Here is a 20,052-nt window from a genome sequence, read left to right on the forward strand (position 1 = left end):
CTTCTTCAAATAGATTATTTTTATTTAACTATATGAAGAATATTAGTAATTATAATTTGAAGCTAGTATTTATTCAACTATTTCTTTCTAGACATTTTGACCTTGGTTTCTATTTAACAAAATACATTTGTAACATTTCCTGTTTTCTCCCAAGTTTCATCCACTAATTATGACACCACATACTATAAACCTTTATTCACTACTTCGCAAACTAATCTATCTCCATTTTTGGTACATTTTTCACATAAAAAAATAGTGTATTTTAATCTTATTACTCAAAATACACTTCTCCTGTTACAATTAACTCCTTCAATTCTATACACATTACATGTCATCTATATGTCAAAAATCTATGCAATCATAACATTACAACTTCTTACCACCATAAATGTTATATTTAAATAATTATTCATTTCGTACCTTGGTCTTCATCTCTTTTCAACAAAACCCCCGCTCTAACAAAGAGCGGGGGTTTTCATCATATATTATTGACCTTTATACATTGCATCTACTTGTTTTTGAAGTTCTTCATTTTCTAAGTACTCATCGTAAGTTGCCTCTTTATCGATTACACCGTTTGGTGTTACTTCGATAATGCGGTTTGCAATTGTTTGTACGAACTGATGGTCATGAGATGTGAATAACATTGTACCTTTGAATGCAATTAAACCGTTGTTTAATGCAGTGATAGACTCAAGATCTAAATGGTTCGTCGGATCGTCAAGTGTGATTACGTTCGCACCACTTAACATCATTTTAGATAGCATACAACGAACTTTTTCGCCTCCAGATAATACAGAAACGTTCTTCTTAACTTCTTCACCTGAGAATAACATACGGCCTAAGAAACCACGTAAGAAGCTCTCTGACTCATCTTGTGGAGAGAATTGGCGTAACCAATCAACTAAGTTGAAGTCACTGTTCTCAAAGTATTTAGAGTTATCTCTTGGGAAATACGATTGAGATGTTGTAACACCCCATTTGAATGAACCGCTATCTGGCTCCATTTCACCCATAAGGATTTTAAATAATGTTGTCATCGCAATATCGTTACGACCGATAAATGCAACTTTATCACCTTTATTTAAAGTGAAGTACACATTATCTAACACTTTTTCGCCATCAATTGTTTTAGAAAGTCCTTCAACAGTTAATAAGTCATTTCCTATTTCACGCTCAGGTGTGAAACCAACGAATGGATAACGACGTGATGATGGTCTAATATCATCTAATGTAATTTTATCTAATAATTTTTTACGAGAAGTTGCTTGTTTCGCTTTAGATGCGTTTGAGCTAAAGCGTGCAATGAAGTTTTGTAACTCTTTTACTTTCTCTTCTTTTTTCTTATTAGCATCTTGTGTTAATTTTAAAGCTAATTGGCTTGACTCATACCAGAAGTCATAGTTACCAACATAAAGTTGAATTTTACCGAAATCAAGATCAGCCATGTGCGTACAAACTTTATTTAAGAAGTGACGGTCATGGGATACAACGATTACTGTATTTTCAAAGTTCATTAAGAAGTTCTCTAACCATTGAATCGCTTTTAAGTCCAAGTGGTTGGTAGGCTCATCTAGTAATAGAATGTCAGGTTTACCGAATAAAGCTTGAGCAAGTAATACTTTTACTTTCTCTGCCCCAGTTAATTCTGACAATTTCTTATCATGAAGATCTTCACCAATACCAAGTCCTTTTAGTAAGATTGCAGCTTCTGACTCAGCTTCCCAACCGTTAAGCTCAGCGAACTCACCTTCAAGTTCAGCAGCACGCATACCATCTTCATCACTAAAGTCTTCTTTCATGTAAATAGCATTTTTCTCTTGCATTACTTTATAAAGTTGCGTGTGACCCATAATTACTGTTTCTAATACTGGGAACTCTTCATATTCGAAGTGGTTCTGTTTTAATACTGCTAGACGCTCACCTGGCGTAATATGTATGTCACCTGTTGATGGTTCGATTTCTCCAGATAAAATCTTTAGAAATGTTGATTTACCAGCACCGTTTGCTCCAATTAAACCGTAGCAATTACCTGGCGTGAATTTTATGTTAACATCTTCAAACAATTTGCGATCCGCGAAACGCAAACTAACGTTACTTACTGTAATCATTTGTGTCCTCCTACTAATACCGCTTATTTCAGCGTTTTCTCACCGATTGTCTTAAAAAATCGCATATTACGACTCAATTATTGTAGACTATAGCTATTATATAGTAGAAGCTGGATGAATAGCAACGGTTGATTACCTTTCTACAATGAAATCGGATAGTTTTTATCGATTCTCACTCTGTAATACATTGGATTAATTTCCTATTTTTAATTTTTATATACAGAAAAAACTGTAGAGAAAACATTCCCTACAGTTTTTTCTTATTTCGTATTTATTATTTTCTCTTTATAACTCTTCAATTTACTCGTTAACCCTATTAAAGCAGGTAACAATATCGGCATCACGGTTAAAGCTAATAGTAATAGTGCAACGCCAACAACTGATGCTACTTGTATAAGTGTCAATACACCTGACGGAATTAATGCAGCAAATGTCCCGCCTAAAATTAGCGCCGCTGATAATACAACTCCTCCTATATGACGAGATGCAGTTACAATTTTCGTTACCGAATCCCCTTCTATCTCGTTATAGCGCATCATTACGAAAATACTATAATCCACTCCTAAAGCGACAATCATAATGAAGCTAAAGAATGGAACATTCCAGCTTAATGAATCTACATGTAATACATGTGCACTAATTTGTTCGCTTATACCAAGTGATGCAAAGTACGCTAATAGTAATGAGCCAATAATAAATATTGTGTTTAGTAATGAGCGTGTAATTACGATTAATACAATCGCAATTCCAATCAACATAATTGTAGCTGTACGTAAGAAATCTTGCCCGGTTACTTCTTTTAAATCAACATTTCTAGCTGTTGTCCCGCCGATCGCTTTTTTCGCCGTTTTTAATTCAGTACCATTTAGCGTACCATCTATCGTTTCATTAATTTCTTGAATGATTGGCATCGCTTCTTTTGAATACGGATTTACGTCTAAAATGATTGTCATTTTAGCAGTCTTTCTATCATGTGACATGTACGTATTCAATGCTTTTTGGAAATCTTCTCCCGCTAACACTTCTTTAGGAATATAAAATTTCTCAGAGCTTTTTGACTCATTAAGCTCGCCTAAATATTTCTGAGCATCCCCTAGGCCGTTACTTACTTTTCCAAGCCCTTCTGTACTTTTAGATAAGCCGGATTGTAATTGCCCCATCTTTTCTTGCAGGTCTTTCAATCCAGTTAAAAGCTGCCCTTGCCCATCATTTATTTTTGTTAAGCCGGATTGTAGCTCAGATGATTTGTTTGCAATTTGTTTTGAACCTGTAGCTCCTTCGTTTAATCCAGTTTTTAGTCCGGCAGCTCCTTTTTGTAACTCGGTAACGCCATTATTCATTTCCTTTAAGCCGTTATCTACTTTCAGTAATGATTGATTCGCTTCTTTAAATGAATTCACCGCAGCTTTATGTTGCACTGCTAATTGATTTAATTCTTTTGAAAGTCCACTTAATTGCTTTTGAGCTTCCTTCGCAATTCCTATCGTTTGCTGTACATTAGGATCATTTGCTACTTCTGGTTTCGTTTGAATGAAATTAGTCATTAACACTTCAATTTGTTCATATCCTTTTTTCGCACCGTCAATCGCTTGAGAAATACTTCCGAAGTATTTCTCATAAGAACTTAAACCCTTTTCTAACTGTGCATAACCAGCATGAAGCTGTGACGTTGCACCCGATAGGACATTTATATTTTCATTTACTGAAGTTAACCCACTCTCAATTTGCTGCGCTCCTTGTGCACCTTCGTTTATGCCAGTGGATAATTGATTTAAAGCTGTTCCTAATGCTGATACTCCATTTTTCGCTTCGTTCGTTCCATCAATTAACTTTTGAACATTTGCAAGACTATTTGAGTCATTACTACCCATTTTATCTTTCGCATCCGTTAAGCCATCATTAATTTCCTTTATGCCACCATTGGCATCGCCTAAACCAGTATTTAGTTCTCCCGCTTGTTTATTTAAATATAATTCTTTTATCTTATCACCAGTTGGACGCGTCGGTGCATATACTTCTGAAACACCTTTAACTTTCGAAATTTTATCAGTTAATTCATCTAAAGTTTGTAGAGACGTTCCTTCATCTAATTTTTTGTTAGATTGAATCACTAACGTACTTGGTGAAGAAAATCCTGGTGGAAAATGTTCTTCTATCACATTAATACCCATTTTTGATTCATACTTATTATCCACTTCAAACAAATCATTGTAATTCAGTGTATTAGAGTATTTTAATACGAAAGGAATCGATATCACGAATACGATGATTAAAGCAACAAATGGTCTTGCTACTGAATTTTTAGCAAAGAATCCCCATAAACGGCTATCCTCATGACCTTTAAATGTTTTAACTGGATAAAACATTCCTTTTCCTAAAAGCACCATAAAAAATGGATTTAAAGTGGTTATTACGAGTAGTAATACTAAAACACCAATTGCTACCGCTGAAGTAGATTGATATAATTTAAAACTCGCTAAAGCAAGTGATGCAAAACCAATTAGCACCGCTATCCCGCTATATAAAACGGTTTTACCTGCCGATTTAAATGTTTCTTTCGTGGCCAAAAATGCATTTTCTTGTTTACTTAATTCTTCTTTAAACCTCGTATATAATAAAATGTTGTAATCTGTTCCTACTCCAAACAGTACGACAACTACAAACACTTGCGTAAAGTTAGAAAACGGAAAATTAAATTGATCTACAAGATGAGCAATAATACCCATTGAAACTAAATACGATATACCAACTGTAAGAAGAGAAACAATTGGAACAATTGGTGAACGGAATACAATGATTAATACTATAAGAATGAAAATGATTGAAATAACTTCAGTCTTTTTCACTCCCTCTTGAGAGGATGTAAGAAAATCACCCGCTATTAAGTCACTTCCTGTTAAGTACGTTTTTACTCCTTTCGTTTGCACTTTTTTATGAAGATTATTTGCAACTTTTGATATTTCACCATGCTTTTTATCTATTGATATTTGCGTTAAAATAGTCGTATTATCTTTAGAAACTAATTGTTTCTCCAATTCTTTATTATCTAAATGTGAAACAACTTCCTTAATTCCTAATTGCTCTTTTTCATTTTGCAAAGCGTTGATTGTTTTTGTTATTTCCTCTTTTTGCTCAGTAGTTAAAGCTGCTTTATTGCCACTATTAAATACGGCGATAACTTCGTATTTTTCAACCCCTTCTTTATCCATTTCTTTGATCATTTTGTCAGCAATACTGCTTTGTTCTGTATTAGGAATTGTAATTTTCCCTTTTTCCTTCACTAATTTATCCATATTAGGCATCGTTACGACCATTGTAATAGTAATAACTATCCATAATAGAAAAGATAAACTTCTCCAACTTTTTAACTTGCTCATTTGAATCATCTCCCGTTTTTAGCGTTTCATGTTAAATTCGGAATGAACATTCATTCCTATCCTTTTAAAACTATCATTACGGAATGAACGTTCATTCCTATCACTCTATTAAATTATTTTTAAAACCCTTTTAAATTACCTTTCACGGAATGAATATTCATTCCTGTCCTTATAAAGCTATAGAATCAAATGATTCTAATAGCATTCCAACAACTTTCTTCCAGTTCTTTTACCAATTCTTCTGTATATTCTAATTGCCCTGTTTCCATTACTTTAATTAATTTTTCAATTGGTTGATATACAATGATAATTAAAGCAATTGGTGGTAATGGACGAAGAAAACCTTTTTCGATTCCATCTTCAATTAAGTTCATAAAGAAACCCATAAAGTCCTCGAATATTTCATTACTATGCTTATCGAGAAAATAACTATCACAGTGAGAATTTGTAAAAAGAAAAGCATCTGCATTTTGTCTCGCAAATTCAAATAAACGGTTGTACGTATGGCTAAACTGTTCACGAATATTTGCATTGACTGGAAAATCGGTTTTTATTAATTCTGATAGTTGTAAAACGCTTTTCGTAAATAAAGAATTAACTAACGACTCTTTATTTTCAAAATAACGATAAATGGTACCTGCACCTACTTTTGCTTTTTCAGCAATCATCGGAATTGTTGTACCATCATAACCTCGCTCTGCAAAAAGTTGTATTGCAGCATCAAAAATGTCTTCTTGTTTGTTTTTAGCCATTTTTCTCACCTCAATTTTCAGGAATGAAAATTCATTCCGTTTTTAATTATAAATTACATGGATTAAAAGTCAAGTGCGCTACACAGTTCCGTTATGTTTTTTAATTCCATATCTGTCAGTGACATTATATCAGCAATTTCCAGAATATATCAGCGCAACTCACATTTTATCAGCGATTTTCAAGATATATCGACTTAACGACAAAAAACAACAAAATAAGAGTGAACTGTACCAAAACTTTATTTGGTACAGTTCACTTTCAAATATACAATTAAAAGAAATCATAAATAAACGCTTCACGCACCGGGACTACATTTTCAAATGTTCGTATCTCCTTTTCGCTTCCACTAATTAATTCCAGCTTACTTAGCTCTAACGGACGTTTGTAGCCAAGCATTATTGTAGATAGCGCATTAATGTCCAGCTTTATTCCTTTATCAATTGTTTCTTCTTTCATAATTGTTATTTCATGATTTGCAAGTCTCACTACTACGTTATTCCACGGAGCAAATGAATCTGTAATATGTAAGATCACTTCTTGCTGTACATCGTTCCAGTTAAATTCATATTTACTTAAGAACTGCTCTACATCTACAATTCTGCCCATAAAATATGGTTTCACTTCTGTCTTCACGCGTGGCTCTTGCAATGTATATAACAACGGTTCGTTTTCACTTACTGTCATTTCAAGTTCTTTAATCATAGAATCATGCTGGCAAATAAAGTTCCACAGACCATTTCGTGCTTCATTATGCAGTGGTACAAATTCTTCTACTGTCATTTTATAGTTTTCTATTTTATATAACATGTAACCAGCTGCCGTTTTATTTTCATCATAGTAAATCGCTAATGCTAAATCATCATAAACCACTTGTAACCACCAGTTTTTCTCTCGAACTAACATACCTGAAAAACGTTCTGCAAAGATTTCATATAGCTTCTCGACTTCTTCTGGATGATTTTCTTTATTGAAACGTTTCACGGTGCCATTTACTTGTTTTTTCATAACTAAATCGCTCTTAGTCATATGACATACGAGAAGATTCGCACAAAGTTCCCAGCCGTATTTACGGTAAAATGAAACAGAAAATGGATGTAACATCGATACTGTATATCCATCTTTTTTCATCGTTTGAAGAGAATGCTGAAGTAGCTCTTTTACATACCCACTTCTTCTATACTCAGGATACGTCGCTACCCCTGCAACGCCGCCCATTTTAAATGTTTCTTTTCCTATGTATATATGAAATGGAATAAGATGTAGTTTTGCTGCTAAGTCTTCCCCTTCCATAATGCCGTATATTTCATGACTTTCTTTCATTCGAGTGATTTGCCGCTGCAATCGTTCCTCATTTACTTTATATTGAAAAGCGTATTCTGATAAACGTAATGCTTCTCTAAATTTATCTTCTTGTAATTGTATGACATTCATATAATTCTCCTCCATTCCCTGATTGAATTGTATCATAATTCTTACTATTGTAGTTCGGTAAGTGAAATTACACAGACGTTTCAACAAAAAATATCGAATTTACAACAACCTAACATAAAAAAGCAGATACATAATGTATCTGCTTCTCATCACCTTATTTTGCTAACTTTTGAAGTTCTTCAAAGAATGTAGGATATGATACGCCTACTGCTTCTGCATCTTCAATTGTTGTTTTTCCCTCTGCTAGACAGCCAGCAATCGCAAGCATCATTCCGATGCGGTGATCACCGTAACTATTTACTGTACTGCCTTTTAGAGCTGATTTTCCGTATATAATCATGCCATCATCAGTTGCTTCTATGCGAGCTCCTAGTTTCGTTAACTCCGCAACGACTGTATCAATACGGTTCGTTTCTTTTACTTTTAACTCGTGTGCATCTTTAATAACTGTAATACCTTCTGCTTGTGTTGCCGCTAAAGCGATAACTGGAATTTCATCGATTAGTCTTGGAATAATATCCCCACCAATTTCAATTCCTTTTAATGAAGATGTTTCAATCGTAATGTTTGCAGCTGGTTCTGATGCCCCTTCGTTAATCGGCTCTACAGTAAATGTAGCACCCATTGTCTCTAAAACATCAATAATACCTGTACGAGTTGGATTCATTCCTACATTTTGTAATACTAGTTTACTATTTGGAATAATTGCTCCCGCTACTAAGAAAAATGCTGCTGATGATACGTCACCTGGTACTTGAACGTCTGTCGCTGTTAACTTCTGTCCACCTGCAAGTTTCACTGTTTTTCCCTCACGAGTTACGTTAACACCGAATGCTTCAAGCATTCTTTCCGTGTGATCACGCGAAACATGTGGTTCTGTAACAGCTGTTACACCTTCTGCCCGAAGACCTGCAAGTAAAATAGCTGACTTTACTTGTGCACTTGCAACAGGAGAAATATACTCAATTGCTTTTAAATCTCCGCCACGTATTGTGAGCGGCGTAAACGTTCCTTCTTCTCGGCCATCAATTTTTGCGCCCATTTGTTTTAATGGATTTGTAACACGTTTCATCGGTCTTTTTGCGATAGACGCATCACCTTGTACGCAAGAGAAAAATGGTGTATTTGCTAATATTCCTGACATTAATCGTATCGTTGTACCAGAATTACCAACATCTAATACAGCTTTCGGTTCTTGTAAGCCTTCAATTCCTTTTCCGACTACAGTTACTTCATCACCATTTTGCGTGATTTCTACTCCCATTTCCTTAAAGCACGAAATCGTACTTAAACAGTCTGCACCGGGCAAGAAACCTTTAATTGTCGTTTTTCCTTCTGCAATTGCGCCGAACATAACAGCACGATGTGAAATGGACTTATCACCTGGAATTGTAATGTTGCCGTTCAATCCGCTATTTATAGGTTGTATCGTTCTTTCTTTCATGTTTTCACCTTCTCATTTAAATTGTTTCATAAGTTGGGTATTCTTCTTCTCCAAGCGCTAGTTTCGCTTTCATACGATCTTCTTCTCTTTGGAAGCTAATGCGTAATACGCCAAGCAATCCTTCTCGCGCTTCTAATATTTGCAAGTTCGTAATACTAATTTCTTCACGCGCCAAAATACTCGTAATATGAGCCAATGCCCCTACTTTATCTAAAACATCGACGTATAAGTCGTGATAGGCAGGAATTGCCCCTCTTTTTCGTACTGGTAAAGAATCACGGTATTCTTTCGCATCTGCAAAATAGTTTTGAATCTCGCCTGCATCTCCAGTAGAAACAGTATCATATAATTCTTCCATTTCAGAGATCCACTCTTTTAATAATACCATTAAATGCTCACGATTTTGCTTTACAATATCACTCCACATTTTCGGGCTACTAGATGCAATGCGTGTAATGTCTTTAAATCCGCCAGCAGCTAGCTGATGAATGAGCGGATTATCTCCTGCATGTTTCTCCACTTGCTTGACTAACCCTGCTGCGATAAGATGCGGAAAATGACTAACGATCCCTGTTACATAATCATGCTCTTCTGTATTTAAAACGAGAAAATGAGACCCCGTTCCCTTTAACCAACCTTTTAGTTCTTCCACTTGTTCATTTGGCACATGGTTCATCGGTGTTAAAATGTAAAATGCATTTTCAAATAAATGTGCTTTTGCACTTTCAACCCCAGTTTTATGAGAACCTGCCATCGGATGTCCACCAATGAAAGAAATTTCCTTTGAAAATAAAGCTTCCGCTTCGTTCATAATTGTTCCTTTTGTACTACCAACATCGGTCACTATCACATCTTCTCGTAAACGAAATGACGCTAATTTGTGTAATAACTTCTTCGTTTCTTCAACTGGAGAAGCAAAAACAATTAAATGTGCCTCTTCACATGCACGCTGTAAATCTACTGCTACTTCATCTACTACGTGTAATTCTTTCGCACGCTCTACTTGCTCTTGAAATATGTCATAACCTGTTATCGTTACATCGTGCTCTTTCTTAATTGCTAATGCGAGAGAACCTCCTATTAAGCCTGTTCCAATTAATACTACCTTTTTACACATTTGCCTCATCTCGAGACTTATTTTTCTTATTTTCAAAGTGTTGTTTTAACACTGAAATCACTCCTTCATTTTGCTCCCTTGTGCCGACTGTAATACGGACACCATTCGGGAACGGACGAATAATAAACCCTGCGTGTGCACAAGCTTCATAAATCTCTCCACCATTCTCTACCGGTAAGAAGATGAAGTTTGTTTGTGACGGATAAAATGGAAATTCGTTTTCCTTACAAAAACTTTCGTATTGTTGTATTCCCTCTGTATTAACACGTACAATTTCTTCAATAAACGCTTCATCGTTAAAAGCAATCGTTGCTGCTTTTTGCGCTAATGAAGATACGTTAAATGGCAAACGTACGACATTTAATTTCTCGATTAACTCTTCCTGTCCAATCGCATAACCAACGCGGAAAGATGCTAATCCGTACGCTTTAGAAAACGTTCTAAGTACAAGAATGTTGTTATGTTTTTCTAGAAGCGGTAATGTCTCAGGGAAATCTTTTGCTGTTACGTATTCATAGTACGCTTCATCAATGACAATTAACGTATTTTCACTAATGCTTTCAATGAACTGAGTCAATTTTTGCTCATTCACATATGTGCCTGTAGGGTTGTTCGGATTACAAAGCCAAATGATTTTCGTATTGTTATCAACTGCTGACGAAATTTCATCTAAGTCGTATACACCGTTATTTAAAGCAACTTCTTTCACTTCACAACCTTCAATAATTGCATGATGACGGTACTGTGGGAATGTTGCACCTGCCGTTACGATGTTATCTCCAGCTCGAAGTACGGCGCGACTTATTATTTGAATGACCTCATCTAAACCACTACCGCAAAGTATTTGTTCCATTTGAACTTGTAATTTCTCTGCAATTGTTTGACGGAGCGTTGTAGCACCTCCGTCAGGATATAAAGCATGTTCCAACCACGATTTTTGTAACTCTTCTAACACTCGTGGCGAACAACCGAATGGATTTTCATTCGATGCTAATTTCACAAACGAATGATCTCCGTACACTTCTTTCATTTGTTCTGGTGATTTACCTGGTTTATATGGTTGTAAGGATGATAGTTGATCTTTTACTTGCATGTTAAACCCACCTTTTTTAAAATTCTTTTGCGTATTTGTTATGTTGTGTAATGTTTTGCTTTAATAATTCTATACGATCTTTTCCGAATTGTTCGACTAGTGCATCTGCAAGTTCCCATGCCACAACAGATTCAGCTACTACACCTGCTGCTGGTACTGCGCAACTATCAGATCTTTCAATACTCGCTTGGAATGCTTCTTTCGTATCAATATCGACGCTTGCTAACGGTTTGTATAATGTAGGAATCGGCTTCATAACACCTCTTACAACAATCGGCATTCCCGTTGTCATACCACCTTCTAAACCGCCGGCATTATTCGTTTTTCTCGTGTACCCTTTTTCTTCATCCCAAAGGATTTCATCGTGCACTTTACTTCCTGGCTGTCTTGCCGCTTCAAAACCAACACCAATTTCAGCACCTTTAAATGCATTAATACTCATAATAGCACCAGCGAGTTTTGCATCTAATTTACGATCGTAATGAACGTAACTACCAACACCAATTGGCATACCTTCTGCAATGACTTCGACAATACCACCGATTGAATCTCCACTACTTTTTGCATTATCGATCGCATCCATCATCTCTTGTTCTACTTCTTTATCTAAACATCGAACAGGTGAATTTTCAGTTATCGTTTGAATCTCTTCAATTGATAAGTTGGAAATATGCTTCGCTTGCACCCCACCAATTTCAAGCACATGCCCTGCAATTTCCACACCTAACTCTTTCAAAATTTGTTTCGCAACTGCTCCAGCAGCTACACGAACTGTCGTTTCTCTTGCAGATGAGCGCTCTAATACGTTTCTTATATCACGATGACCGTATTTAATAGCTCCGTTTAAATCTGCATGTCCTGGACGTGGTTTTGTAATTGTGCGTTTCATTTCTTTACTTTCTTGCTCTGAAATTGGGTCTGCACCCATTACTTTCGTCCAATGTTTGAAATCATCATTTTTTACGATTAACGTAATCGGTGAGCCAAGTGTCATCCCGTGACGAACACCACTTACAATTTCAACTGTATCTGTTTCAATTTGCATGCGTCTTCCGCGCCCATGTCCTTTTTGTCTTCTTAATAATTCCTTATTAATATGTTCCGCTGTTAATGTTAAACCTGCCGGTACACCTTCTAAAATAACTGTTAACTGCGGACCATGTGATTCTCCAGCTGTAATGTATCTCATTTCTCTTGCCCCTTTACTATTTTTTTGTACAAAAAAGTCCCTACTGAGCGCTCAGTAGGGACGATATTTATCGCGGTACCACCCTAGTTGTAGACAACTATCGTCTACCTCTCTTCTTCTTTAACGATCGTTTGACCGTCTTACCCTCCAAAAGTTATCGGGAAAGATGCTCCAAGGCTGTAATTCATGCTTATCTTTGTACTGATTCACACCGACCATCAGCTCTCTTTAACAGTGAGATAAGCACTACTGTTTCCTCTTCAGCGCATATATGATATGGAATTAAGATAATTTATTTTTGAAACCTTTTAACTCATCCATGAATCTATGGAATTCTGGAATGTCCATTTGTTGTGCAGAATCTGATAATGCAACTGCTGGATCTGGATGAACTTCAGCCATTACTGCATCAGCTCCAATAGCAAGTGCCGCTTTCGCTGTTGGTAATAATAAATCTCTACGTCCAGTTGAATGTGTTACGTCAACGATAACTGGTAAATGTGTTTCTTTCTTTAAAATCGGTACTGCAGAAATGTCTAATGTGTTACGTGTTGCTCTTTCGTATGTGCGGATACCGCGCTCACAAAGAATAATTTGGTCATTACCTTGCGCAATAATGTATTCTGCTGCATTAATGAACTCATCAATTGTTGCTGCTAATCCACGTTTTAGTAATACTGGCTTATTAACTTTACCTACAGCTCGTAGTAAATCGAAGTTTTGCATGTTACGTGCACCAACTTGAATTACATCAACGTATTCTAATGCCATTTCAACATCGTTCGGATTTAAAATTTCACTAATAATCGCTAAGTCGAACTCATCTGCTACTTGGCGTAAAATTTGTAACCCTTCTACTCCTAAACCTTGGAAATCATATGGAGATGTTCTCGGTTTGAAAGCACCACCGCGCATTAATTTTAAGCCTTGGTCTTTCATAGCTTGCCCTACTTGGCGAACTTGCTCTAAGCTTTCTACTGCACAAGGCCCCATGATGAACGTTTGTGTTCCGTCCCCAATCAATTCACCTTTTACATTAACGATTGTATTTTCTTGTTTCTTTTTACGTGATACTAATAACGCCTTACGGTTATCATCTTCTTGTAATTCCAAGCTAGCTTTGAAGATTGTTTTGAAAATATGTTGAACTGTTGACGTTTCGAATGGTCCTTCGTTATGCTCTGCGATCATATCAAGTACTTCACGCTCACGTACTGGATCAAAGCGTTTCGTACCTTGTACTTGCTTTTGCTCCCCGATTTTTTGAACGATTTCACCACGTTTGTTTAAAAGGTGTAATAGTTGTAGGTTAATTTCATCTACCTGTTTACGTAATTGATCTAATTCATGATTTGCCATTTGAAAATCCTCCTCTAATGTTTTAAATATAGTAAGAGAATGAAAAATTCTCTATTTTCTGAACTGGTTAATTATACAAATTTTAAGTGGAATCGATACCTCTTCTTATCTTAAACTAATAATTACCACAAAGACACTATCTACTAGCTGAAAACCACTTTTTTTGTACAAAAAAGCCCTACTGATCCAATCAGTAGGGACGATATTTATCGCGGTACCACCCTAGTTGTAGACTTCTTTCGTCTACCTCTCTTCCTTGTTAACGATCAATGTGACCGTCTTTCCCTTCATAAAGACAATACTATCTTTACTACGAAAAAGATGCTCCAGGACTGTAATTCGCTCTTGTTTTTGTACTGGTTCGCACCAACCACCAGCTCTCTGTTACAGGGAAACAACAACTACTGCTTTTCCTTTCAATGCATGACTATTTTATTTTCAAGTTGGACCACTAAAATACAAAAAGTCCCTACTGAATAAATCAGTAGGGACGATATTTATCGCGGTACCACCCTAGTTGTAGACTAACTTTCCGTCTACCTCTCTTCACTGTTAACGATCAATTGACCGCTCTTTCTTCATAAAGACAATCCTATCTTTACTACGAAAAAGATGCTCCAAGACTGTAATTCATGATTATCCCTGTACTGGTTCACACCAACCACCAGCTCTCTGTTACAGTAAGACTAACCACTACTGTGATCTCTTCATTGCACTTTGTTTATTCAAATGTTTTTGAAATTGAATAAGTATGATTCGTATTATAGAACGCTTTTCAAAACACTGTCAATATGTTTTTTATATATTTTTTAAAATTCCACTTTCGTCCTATATTTCTTCTTGTAAATTCCCCATTACAATTCCGATGCGAATCATCTCATTTTCTATTAAGTTTAATACGTGTTTTTCTATTTCAAACTGGGCTAATCGTTTTTTTATTTGTATGATTTCATTTTCAAGAAAATCAGCTTCCTGACGTGTTTGCAGTAATGTAAAAAACACATTTGCATACATTTCTTTATACGCTTTCATACTCTCTTTCTTTTCAAGCATTTCAATAAATAACTGTTTCATTTCCTCTCCTGCACATTCTCCATTTACATCTATAAATGTACGCGACATAATACGTAATCCTTTTTCTAAAATCTCATCCATGTATAAAATAATACGTAAAATCATTACATATTCTCTCGTTGTTATCTCACCCATTTTTGGTCGTTCTCGTAAAAATATACTGAGCCAAGCTGTCCAAAATTTTTGTTGTTCTTTTACACTTAATGTTTTAACGTAATAGCATAAATGTTGCATAAATTTAATTTTATTCTCTTCATTTTCTCGTATAAGCAACGGATATAGCCAATCTGTTTTTTGTTCCCAATACAGCACACATTTTATAAATACAAAACTAAGCCACTTCAAGAAAGCTTCCCTCGTATGCGGGTGTAAAACTTCTAAATGCTCTACTGCATACTTAATAAACCTCTTCATTTCAGTAAATAAAGGTAAATTTATTTGCGTATAACATAGACCTGCCCAAGCATATTTCGTAATCTCATTTTCTTTCTTTAATTCTAAGTAAGGTAACAAATATTTTCGGCACCATTGTTTCTCAATATGATATAAAAATGTAATATCTGCTATTAAACGCGCAAACATAAAGTTTGTCCGTTCAGAACTTACTCTTACTTGTTCTTCAAATAAAAATAAATATTCATACACATTGCGATCGTATAAATGATCATATGATAACAGTTTTAATAATACAGCTGTCATTTTTCCAACAGGATGCTGAATCGACTCATTATAAAAGTCTTGTTTTCCAATCTTAAAATCTGTATCGCTTTTCATAACTTGAGGAAATACCGAAAAAGCAAAACGTTTTACAAACCGTATACTATTCTCCTCTAACTCTTCTAATCGATTACTAATCTCATATAGAAAACTACTAATTAACCAATGAAACGCAGTGTTTCTAACAAATTTCTGTAACAGCGGAATAATTTTTTGGATTTGCCCATTTGTCAGTCTCCGGTTATTTCGCCACTCTCTAATACAAACAAACCACACTTCGTTACTTATTTCATGCATGCCTACTAATTGGTACGCAAATGAAATACTCCACTCTGTATTCAATTTACATGCCTTTGATAACATCTCTAAAAAATGACGTTGTTCAAAAACACCGTCATTCGAAAATTGCTGAATTTGGTTCATGATTTCATCGTCTTTCAGCTGCAGTAATCCATCGGCAGTTACATTACAAGTAATACTTTGTTCGATAGCCTTTTTTTTAGGTACACTGTATCGATCAGAATGAAAATGCGGATGTTTCTGTTTCATTAGCTCGTATCCTTGTGCTGTTGATGGACTATTTGAATCACAAGTGAATAATAAATCTAAGACTAAACAAACATCAAATGCCCTCTCCTCTGCAAGGTGCTTCATTGCAGTTTGAATGACTTCTTCCTTTGTTTTTTCTAAAGAATGTACGTAATGATTTTTTAAAAGTTGAAACACCTCATGTTTATATGTGACATCTAAAAGAAGCCCTTCCTGTAACAACCATTTCATTTTGTCATCTACGCTAACAAATAAATTTTTATTCATCCCATCAATTGCAATTCGCTTTTGAAGCAAACTATTTGCTTCTATCATTTCTGTAATATAATAATTCGCTTTTTTCTCATTGTTTTCACATAAATAGATTAGACACTCTTTTACAATTTGAATTAAAAATGCAAGGTCATTTTGATGAAACTCTTTCTCTACATTTTCCTTATTTCTTTTTTTCAGTGCCGTTTGTCTTAATGACAACATTCGCATCTTCTCTAATCCCATCATCAAAATGGGAACTGCGTAATAAGAAATATGCGGTCTCATCTTCGCATTCCAAATTTGCTCCACATGAGAAAATGTAGACACTGGTAACCGACTCGATTCCTCGAGTTCAATGGATTCTTGCGTATCATTTCCTAACTTTCTTTCACGCTTCAACTTAAGTTTTCCGTCCAAAATAAACGTTAGTAACAATAAAGCGATTTCTTTATGCTCAGGAAAAGAACATTTTTGCAGTAAGTAAGAGATTTTTTCTATAGTTTTACTATCTTTTTCAGCTGTTTCTAATAAAAGGAGTGTCCATCTTGCAAACAACAACGGGTCCATCTTGATCTTCGTTTCGTTTAAATAGCTACAAATTGTTCTCCATAATAACGGGGATATTTTAGAATGATTTTTAAAAATCAATTGAAATAATTCTTTCTGATGACTAAAAAGAAATTGTTCCACCAACCATTCTGCAAGCAATTCATCTACTTCATCATAGGTTGACGTAAGCAAAAATAAATTTCGTAATTTCCCCTCTGCTTCAAGCCATTCCACCCATTCATAATCTCGGGCAAATTCAACAAAATATCGAACAGTTTCAATTTTTTTAACGGACTGTTTTATGTAGGATAATTGTTCCTGCTCTACTGATGGTGGCACTGTTACAATGTCACGAATACGCATTCTTTTTGTAATATAATTATCCCCCATTAATTCTGCCCAGCGTTTTACCGCTTTGACGAGGGACTGATGATTATTTGATTTATTCGGATACACAATCGGCCTTATCCCTAAATGTTCCCAGTGATACGTATTTTCTCCTTGTGCGACAAATGCATAGCGCCTTGTACTTGGTGGTAAACCAGTTGCTAAATATTTCATTACTGGGTCATTATGGCTATACCCAACGAATAAAACGGTGTAATTGGAGAATAAATCAACTAAAAATCTTCTCGCCCATCCTTCCGTTAAGTAAGCCCTTCCAAAATCACCATCTGTTAAAATTAAAGCTTCCTTTTCTTGTTCTATATTTCCATGTATGTAAGCGAGCCCTTTAAACGCTCTACCTGTAGGTAAAGCAGGTGCATAATAAACGTTTAATTCTCTATTCATTTCGTTCATCGCAGTTGTAAAATGTCGATCAAAATTCGTCGTTACAATGCGAACTTCTGTATCTAAAGGAAACAACCTCGGAATTGCAAAATGAAGCGGATTTGGTTTTGATGTTTCTATATGAACTAGATCTTTTGCAACTTGATGTACATCTTTTGTTTTCGCAATTTTACCAAGATAATAATCATGAGGTTCTGTTATTTCACGCTTTTCGACATATAAAGTTTTTGCAATTTCATCAACTAAATCATCAAAATTCGGTAAGTTTGATTTCCCTTTCATAGAAACTCCCGCTCCAACAAACAATACTAACTTTCCTTGTTCAAGATGATCGATTAACTCATCTGGAATTTCTACTTCTGAAGTAATCCACATTTGGATTCACCCCTTACCTAAAAATGTCATATACTCTCATTTTACTATAACATTTTTTTGTTGTTTTTTTAATATTTAGACATAAATTCGAACATGAAAAAGTTTTATTTAAATATATTAGTTACAATGTATGAACTCCTGAATTTATTGCAAAACTATGTATAAATCGGAGGTGTAACTATTGAATGGTTTTACTGTAGTACTTATCAAATTCATATCGTGCATTATCGCATTTAGTATCGGACTAGCTTTATTTTTCCCTGCAACGTTCGTCCAAATTATTTCATTCAGTCTTTTTGTGACAATCGTATCTTATATGTTCGTTGATAAAATTATTTTAAATCGCATTGGCAATACTGGTGCCATTATGACAGATTTCTTATTAGCGTATTTAAGCGTTTGGATTTTCGGAAATATTTTATTAGACAATTACATGCAAATTGCATGGGGGAGTATCCTTTCAGCGATTGTCTTCACATTATCAGAAGTAATTGTACATCGCTTCTCTAACTCACACACAAGACATCACAACGATAATATTCGTATTAATCGCCGATTTGCATATGGTACGGAGTTTGCTGAAGAACAGAATGTATTGGATAAAGATAAGAAGAAGTAACATTTTGATGAAGGAGCTCCCTTTTTAATCATGTGGGCTCCTTTTTCTGTACTATCATTTCGGTACATGAAATGATATAGACTTACCAACAATATTTGATATGTTATCTTCAAATAAAAAACTACCTCTTATTTAGAGGCAGCCACTTTCAAATCTTTTAACGTCACAACATCAGCAAACGCTCCAAACACTACGTTATGATGCTTCACAATATCTTCAGCACGTAACACATCTGTATCAAATGTACTATGTGCATCACTTACTAACGTTACTTTATACCCTTCACTACATGCTCTGCGCGTTGTCGTATCCACACAGTACTCTGTTTGCATGCCTGAAATAATAACATGTTCAATTCCTTTTTCTTGTAACACTTCGTTTAAGTTTGTTTTATGGAATGAATCTGGCGTCGTCTTTTCAACGATACTATCACCCTCTTTTGGTGCAATTGCCGCATGCACCTCCCAGCCATCTGTCCCTTTTTCTAACGGGTGATCTTTTGGCCCGTTATGTTGGACATACATAACCGGAATATCATTTGAACGACATTCTTCAATGAGTTCTTGTAATGTTTCTAAAAACTTTTCCCCATTATGTACTGGTATTCCTGCTGTATACATACCTGCTTGTACATCAATTACTATTAATGCTTTTTTCATTTCGCTCATCCCCTTTGTTTGTATAGGCCATTGGATATTCACTATAGTTGTTTATATTCCATCATCCAACAATCTTCTAATTTCCCCTCATGCAGTTCATGTTCCTTTAAAATCTTCACTTTTTTAAATCCGCATTTTTCATAACACTTTATCGCACGTTCATTATTTACTTTTGGATCCATTGCGATTGCTTCCGCCCCCACGTTCTCTACAATATATGCAATCGCTGCTTGAACGAGTTTTGTTCCGATTCCCTTTCCCCAAAAGGTCGGTTCTCCGATAAATTGATCCATCCCCCATACATTTTGCGATTCTTCATATCCATATAACGCTTTCCATTCAGAATCAACTTGGTACATTTGAATGTATCCGATCGGCACTTCATCAAATTCTATTAAACATCTTTTTTCATGGCTGTTTGGATTATGTATAAAATGAGTAAGCACCATTTCTACAGATTGCGGATTATCGCGTCCTTCGTAATACTGCAAAACTTCTGGGTCTGTTAACCATTTAGACATGATAGGTGCGTCATCTTCTATTACGTACCTAACCAATAAATCTCCTTTTTGAAAAAGCATGTGACACC

The 20,052-nt window shown here is 35.4% G+C and carries 13 protein-coding genes and 3 other annotated features; of the genes, 1 reads left to right on the forward strand and 12 read right to left on the reverse strand.

The genetic code is table 11. From position 1 onward, the window contains the following. Window positions 1-485 precede the first annotated feature (485 nt). From DPQ31_RS14310 to DPQ31_RS14355, 10 genes are all read right to left on the reverse strand, one after another. A complete protein-coding gene (locus DPQ31_RS14310) occupies window positions 486-2,111 on the reverse strand; it encodes an ABC-F family ATP-binding cassette domain-containing protein (RefSeq protein WP_000633859.1) in 1,626 nt (541 codons plus the stop codon). A gap of 260 nt (window positions 2,112-2,371) precedes the next feature. After that, window positions 2,372-5,488, reverse strand: coding sequence for an MMPL family transporter (locus DPQ31_RS14315; protein ID WP_222615864.1), 3,117 nt, complete (start codon window positions 5,486-5,488; stop codon window positions 2,372-2,374). 185 nt (window positions 5,489-5,673) lie between these two features. Then, entirely contained in the window at window positions 5,674-6,240 is a 567-nt protein-coding gene (locus DPQ31_RS14320) for a TetR/AcrR family transcriptional regulator (protein WP_001107297.1), read from the reverse strand. Between the two features lie 271 nt (window positions 6,241-6,511). Next, window positions 6,512-7,672 (reverse strand): GNAT family N-acetyltransferase, encoded by a 1,161-nt coding sequence (gene eis / locus DPQ31_RS14325; protein WP_208732061.1) that lies wholly within the window; start codon window positions 7,670-7,672, stop codon window positions 6,512-6,514. Window positions 7,673-7,826: 154 nt separating this feature from the next. Next, window positions 7,827-9,116 (reverse strand): 3-phosphoshikimate 1-carboxyvinyltransferase, encoded by a 1,290-nt coding sequence (gene aroA / locus DPQ31_RS14330; protein ID WP_097959420.1) that lies wholly within the window; start codon window positions 9,114-9,116, stop codon window positions 7,827-7,829. A 16-nt stretch (window positions 9,117-9,132) separates the two neighbouring features. Beyond that, window positions 9,133-10,233, reverse strand: a complete 1,101-nt coding sequence (gene tyrA / locus DPQ31_RS14335) for a prephenate dehydrogenase (RefSeq protein ID WP_208732062.1) — start codon at window positions 10,231-10,233, stop codon at window positions 9,133-9,135. Continuing rightward, window positions 10,226-11,326 (reverse strand): histidinol-phosphate transaminase, encoded by a 1,101-nt coding sequence (hisC, locus tag DPQ31_RS14340; protein WP_001197267.1) that lies wholly within the window; start codon window positions 11,324-11,326, stop codon window positions 10,226-10,228. Before hisC ends, tyrA begins: the two co-directional genes overlap by 8 nt. A 16-nt stretch (window positions 11,327-11,342) precedes the next feature. Continuing rightward, window positions 11,343-12,515 carry a chorismate synthase gene (gene aroC / locus DPQ31_RS14345; RefSeq protein WP_097959418.1) on the reverse strand — a complete coding sequence of 391 codons (1,173 nt, stop codon included), beginning with the start codon at window positions 12,513-12,515 and terminating at the stop codon, window positions 11,343-11,345. A gap of 53 nt (window positions 12,516-12,568) precedes the next feature. Beyond that, window positions 12,569-12,788 (reverse strand) — a binding site (T-box leader). Between the two features lie 9 nt (window positions 12,789-12,797). Continuing rightward, window positions 12,798-13,874: a bifunctional 3-deoxy-7-phosphoheptulonate synthase/chorismate mutase gene (locus DPQ31_RS14350; protein ID WP_001273577.1), complete on the reverse strand. Its 1,077-nt coding sequence runs from the start codon at window positions 13,872-13,874 to the stop codon at window positions 12,798-12,800. Between the two features lie 192 nt (window positions 13,875-14,066). Continuing rightward, window positions 14,067-14,303, reverse strand: a binding site (T-box leader). Between the two features lie 54 nt (window positions 14,304-14,357). Continuing rightward, window positions 14,358-14,594, reverse strand: a binding site (T-box leader). Between the two features lie 108 nt (window positions 14,595-14,702). Further along, window positions 14,703-18,185, reverse strand: a complete 3,483-nt coding sequence (locus DPQ31_RS14355; protein ID WP_208732063.1) for a DUF4020 domain-containing protein — start codon at window positions 18,183-18,185, stop codon at window positions 14,703-14,705. A 181-nt stretch (window positions 18,186-18,366) separates the two neighbouring features. Here DPQ31_RS14355 and DPQ31_RS14360 point away from each other — a divergent pair, with 181 nt between their 5' ends. Continuing rightward, the gene (locus DPQ31_RS14360; RefSeq protein ID WP_208732064.1) at window positions 18,367-18,804 is read left to right on the forward strand and encodes a YndM family protein; all 438 of its coding nucleotides are present in this window, start codon (window positions 18,367-18,369) and stop codon (window positions 18,802-18,804) included. Window positions 18,805-18,932: 128 nt separating this feature from the next. On the opposite strand, the gene DPQ31_RS14365 is transcribed toward DPQ31_RS14360, so the two are convergent. Together DPQ31_RS14365 and DPQ31_RS14370 are read right to left on the reverse strand one after the other, a co-directional pair. Continuing rightward, complete coding sequence (locus DPQ31_RS14365; RefSeq protein ID WP_000709518.1) at window positions 18,933-19,463, reverse strand: cysteine hydrolase family protein; 531 nt, start codon at window positions 19,461-19,463, stop codon at window positions 18,933-18,935. 41 nt (window positions 19,464-19,504) lie between these two features. Further along, complete coding sequence (locus DPQ31_RS14370) at window positions 19,505-20,044, reverse strand: GNAT family N-acetyltransferase (protein ID WP_208732065.1); 540 nt, start codon at window positions 20,042-20,044, stop codon at window positions 19,505-19,507. Between the last annotated feature and the right edge of the window lie 8 nt (window positions 20,045-20,052).

The organism is Bacillus sp. COPE52 (genome assembly GCF_003355115.1).
In the GTDB taxonomy this organism is placed as follows: Bacteria; Bacillota; Bacilli; order Bacillales; family Bacillaceae_G; genus Bacillus_A; species Bacillus_A toyonensis.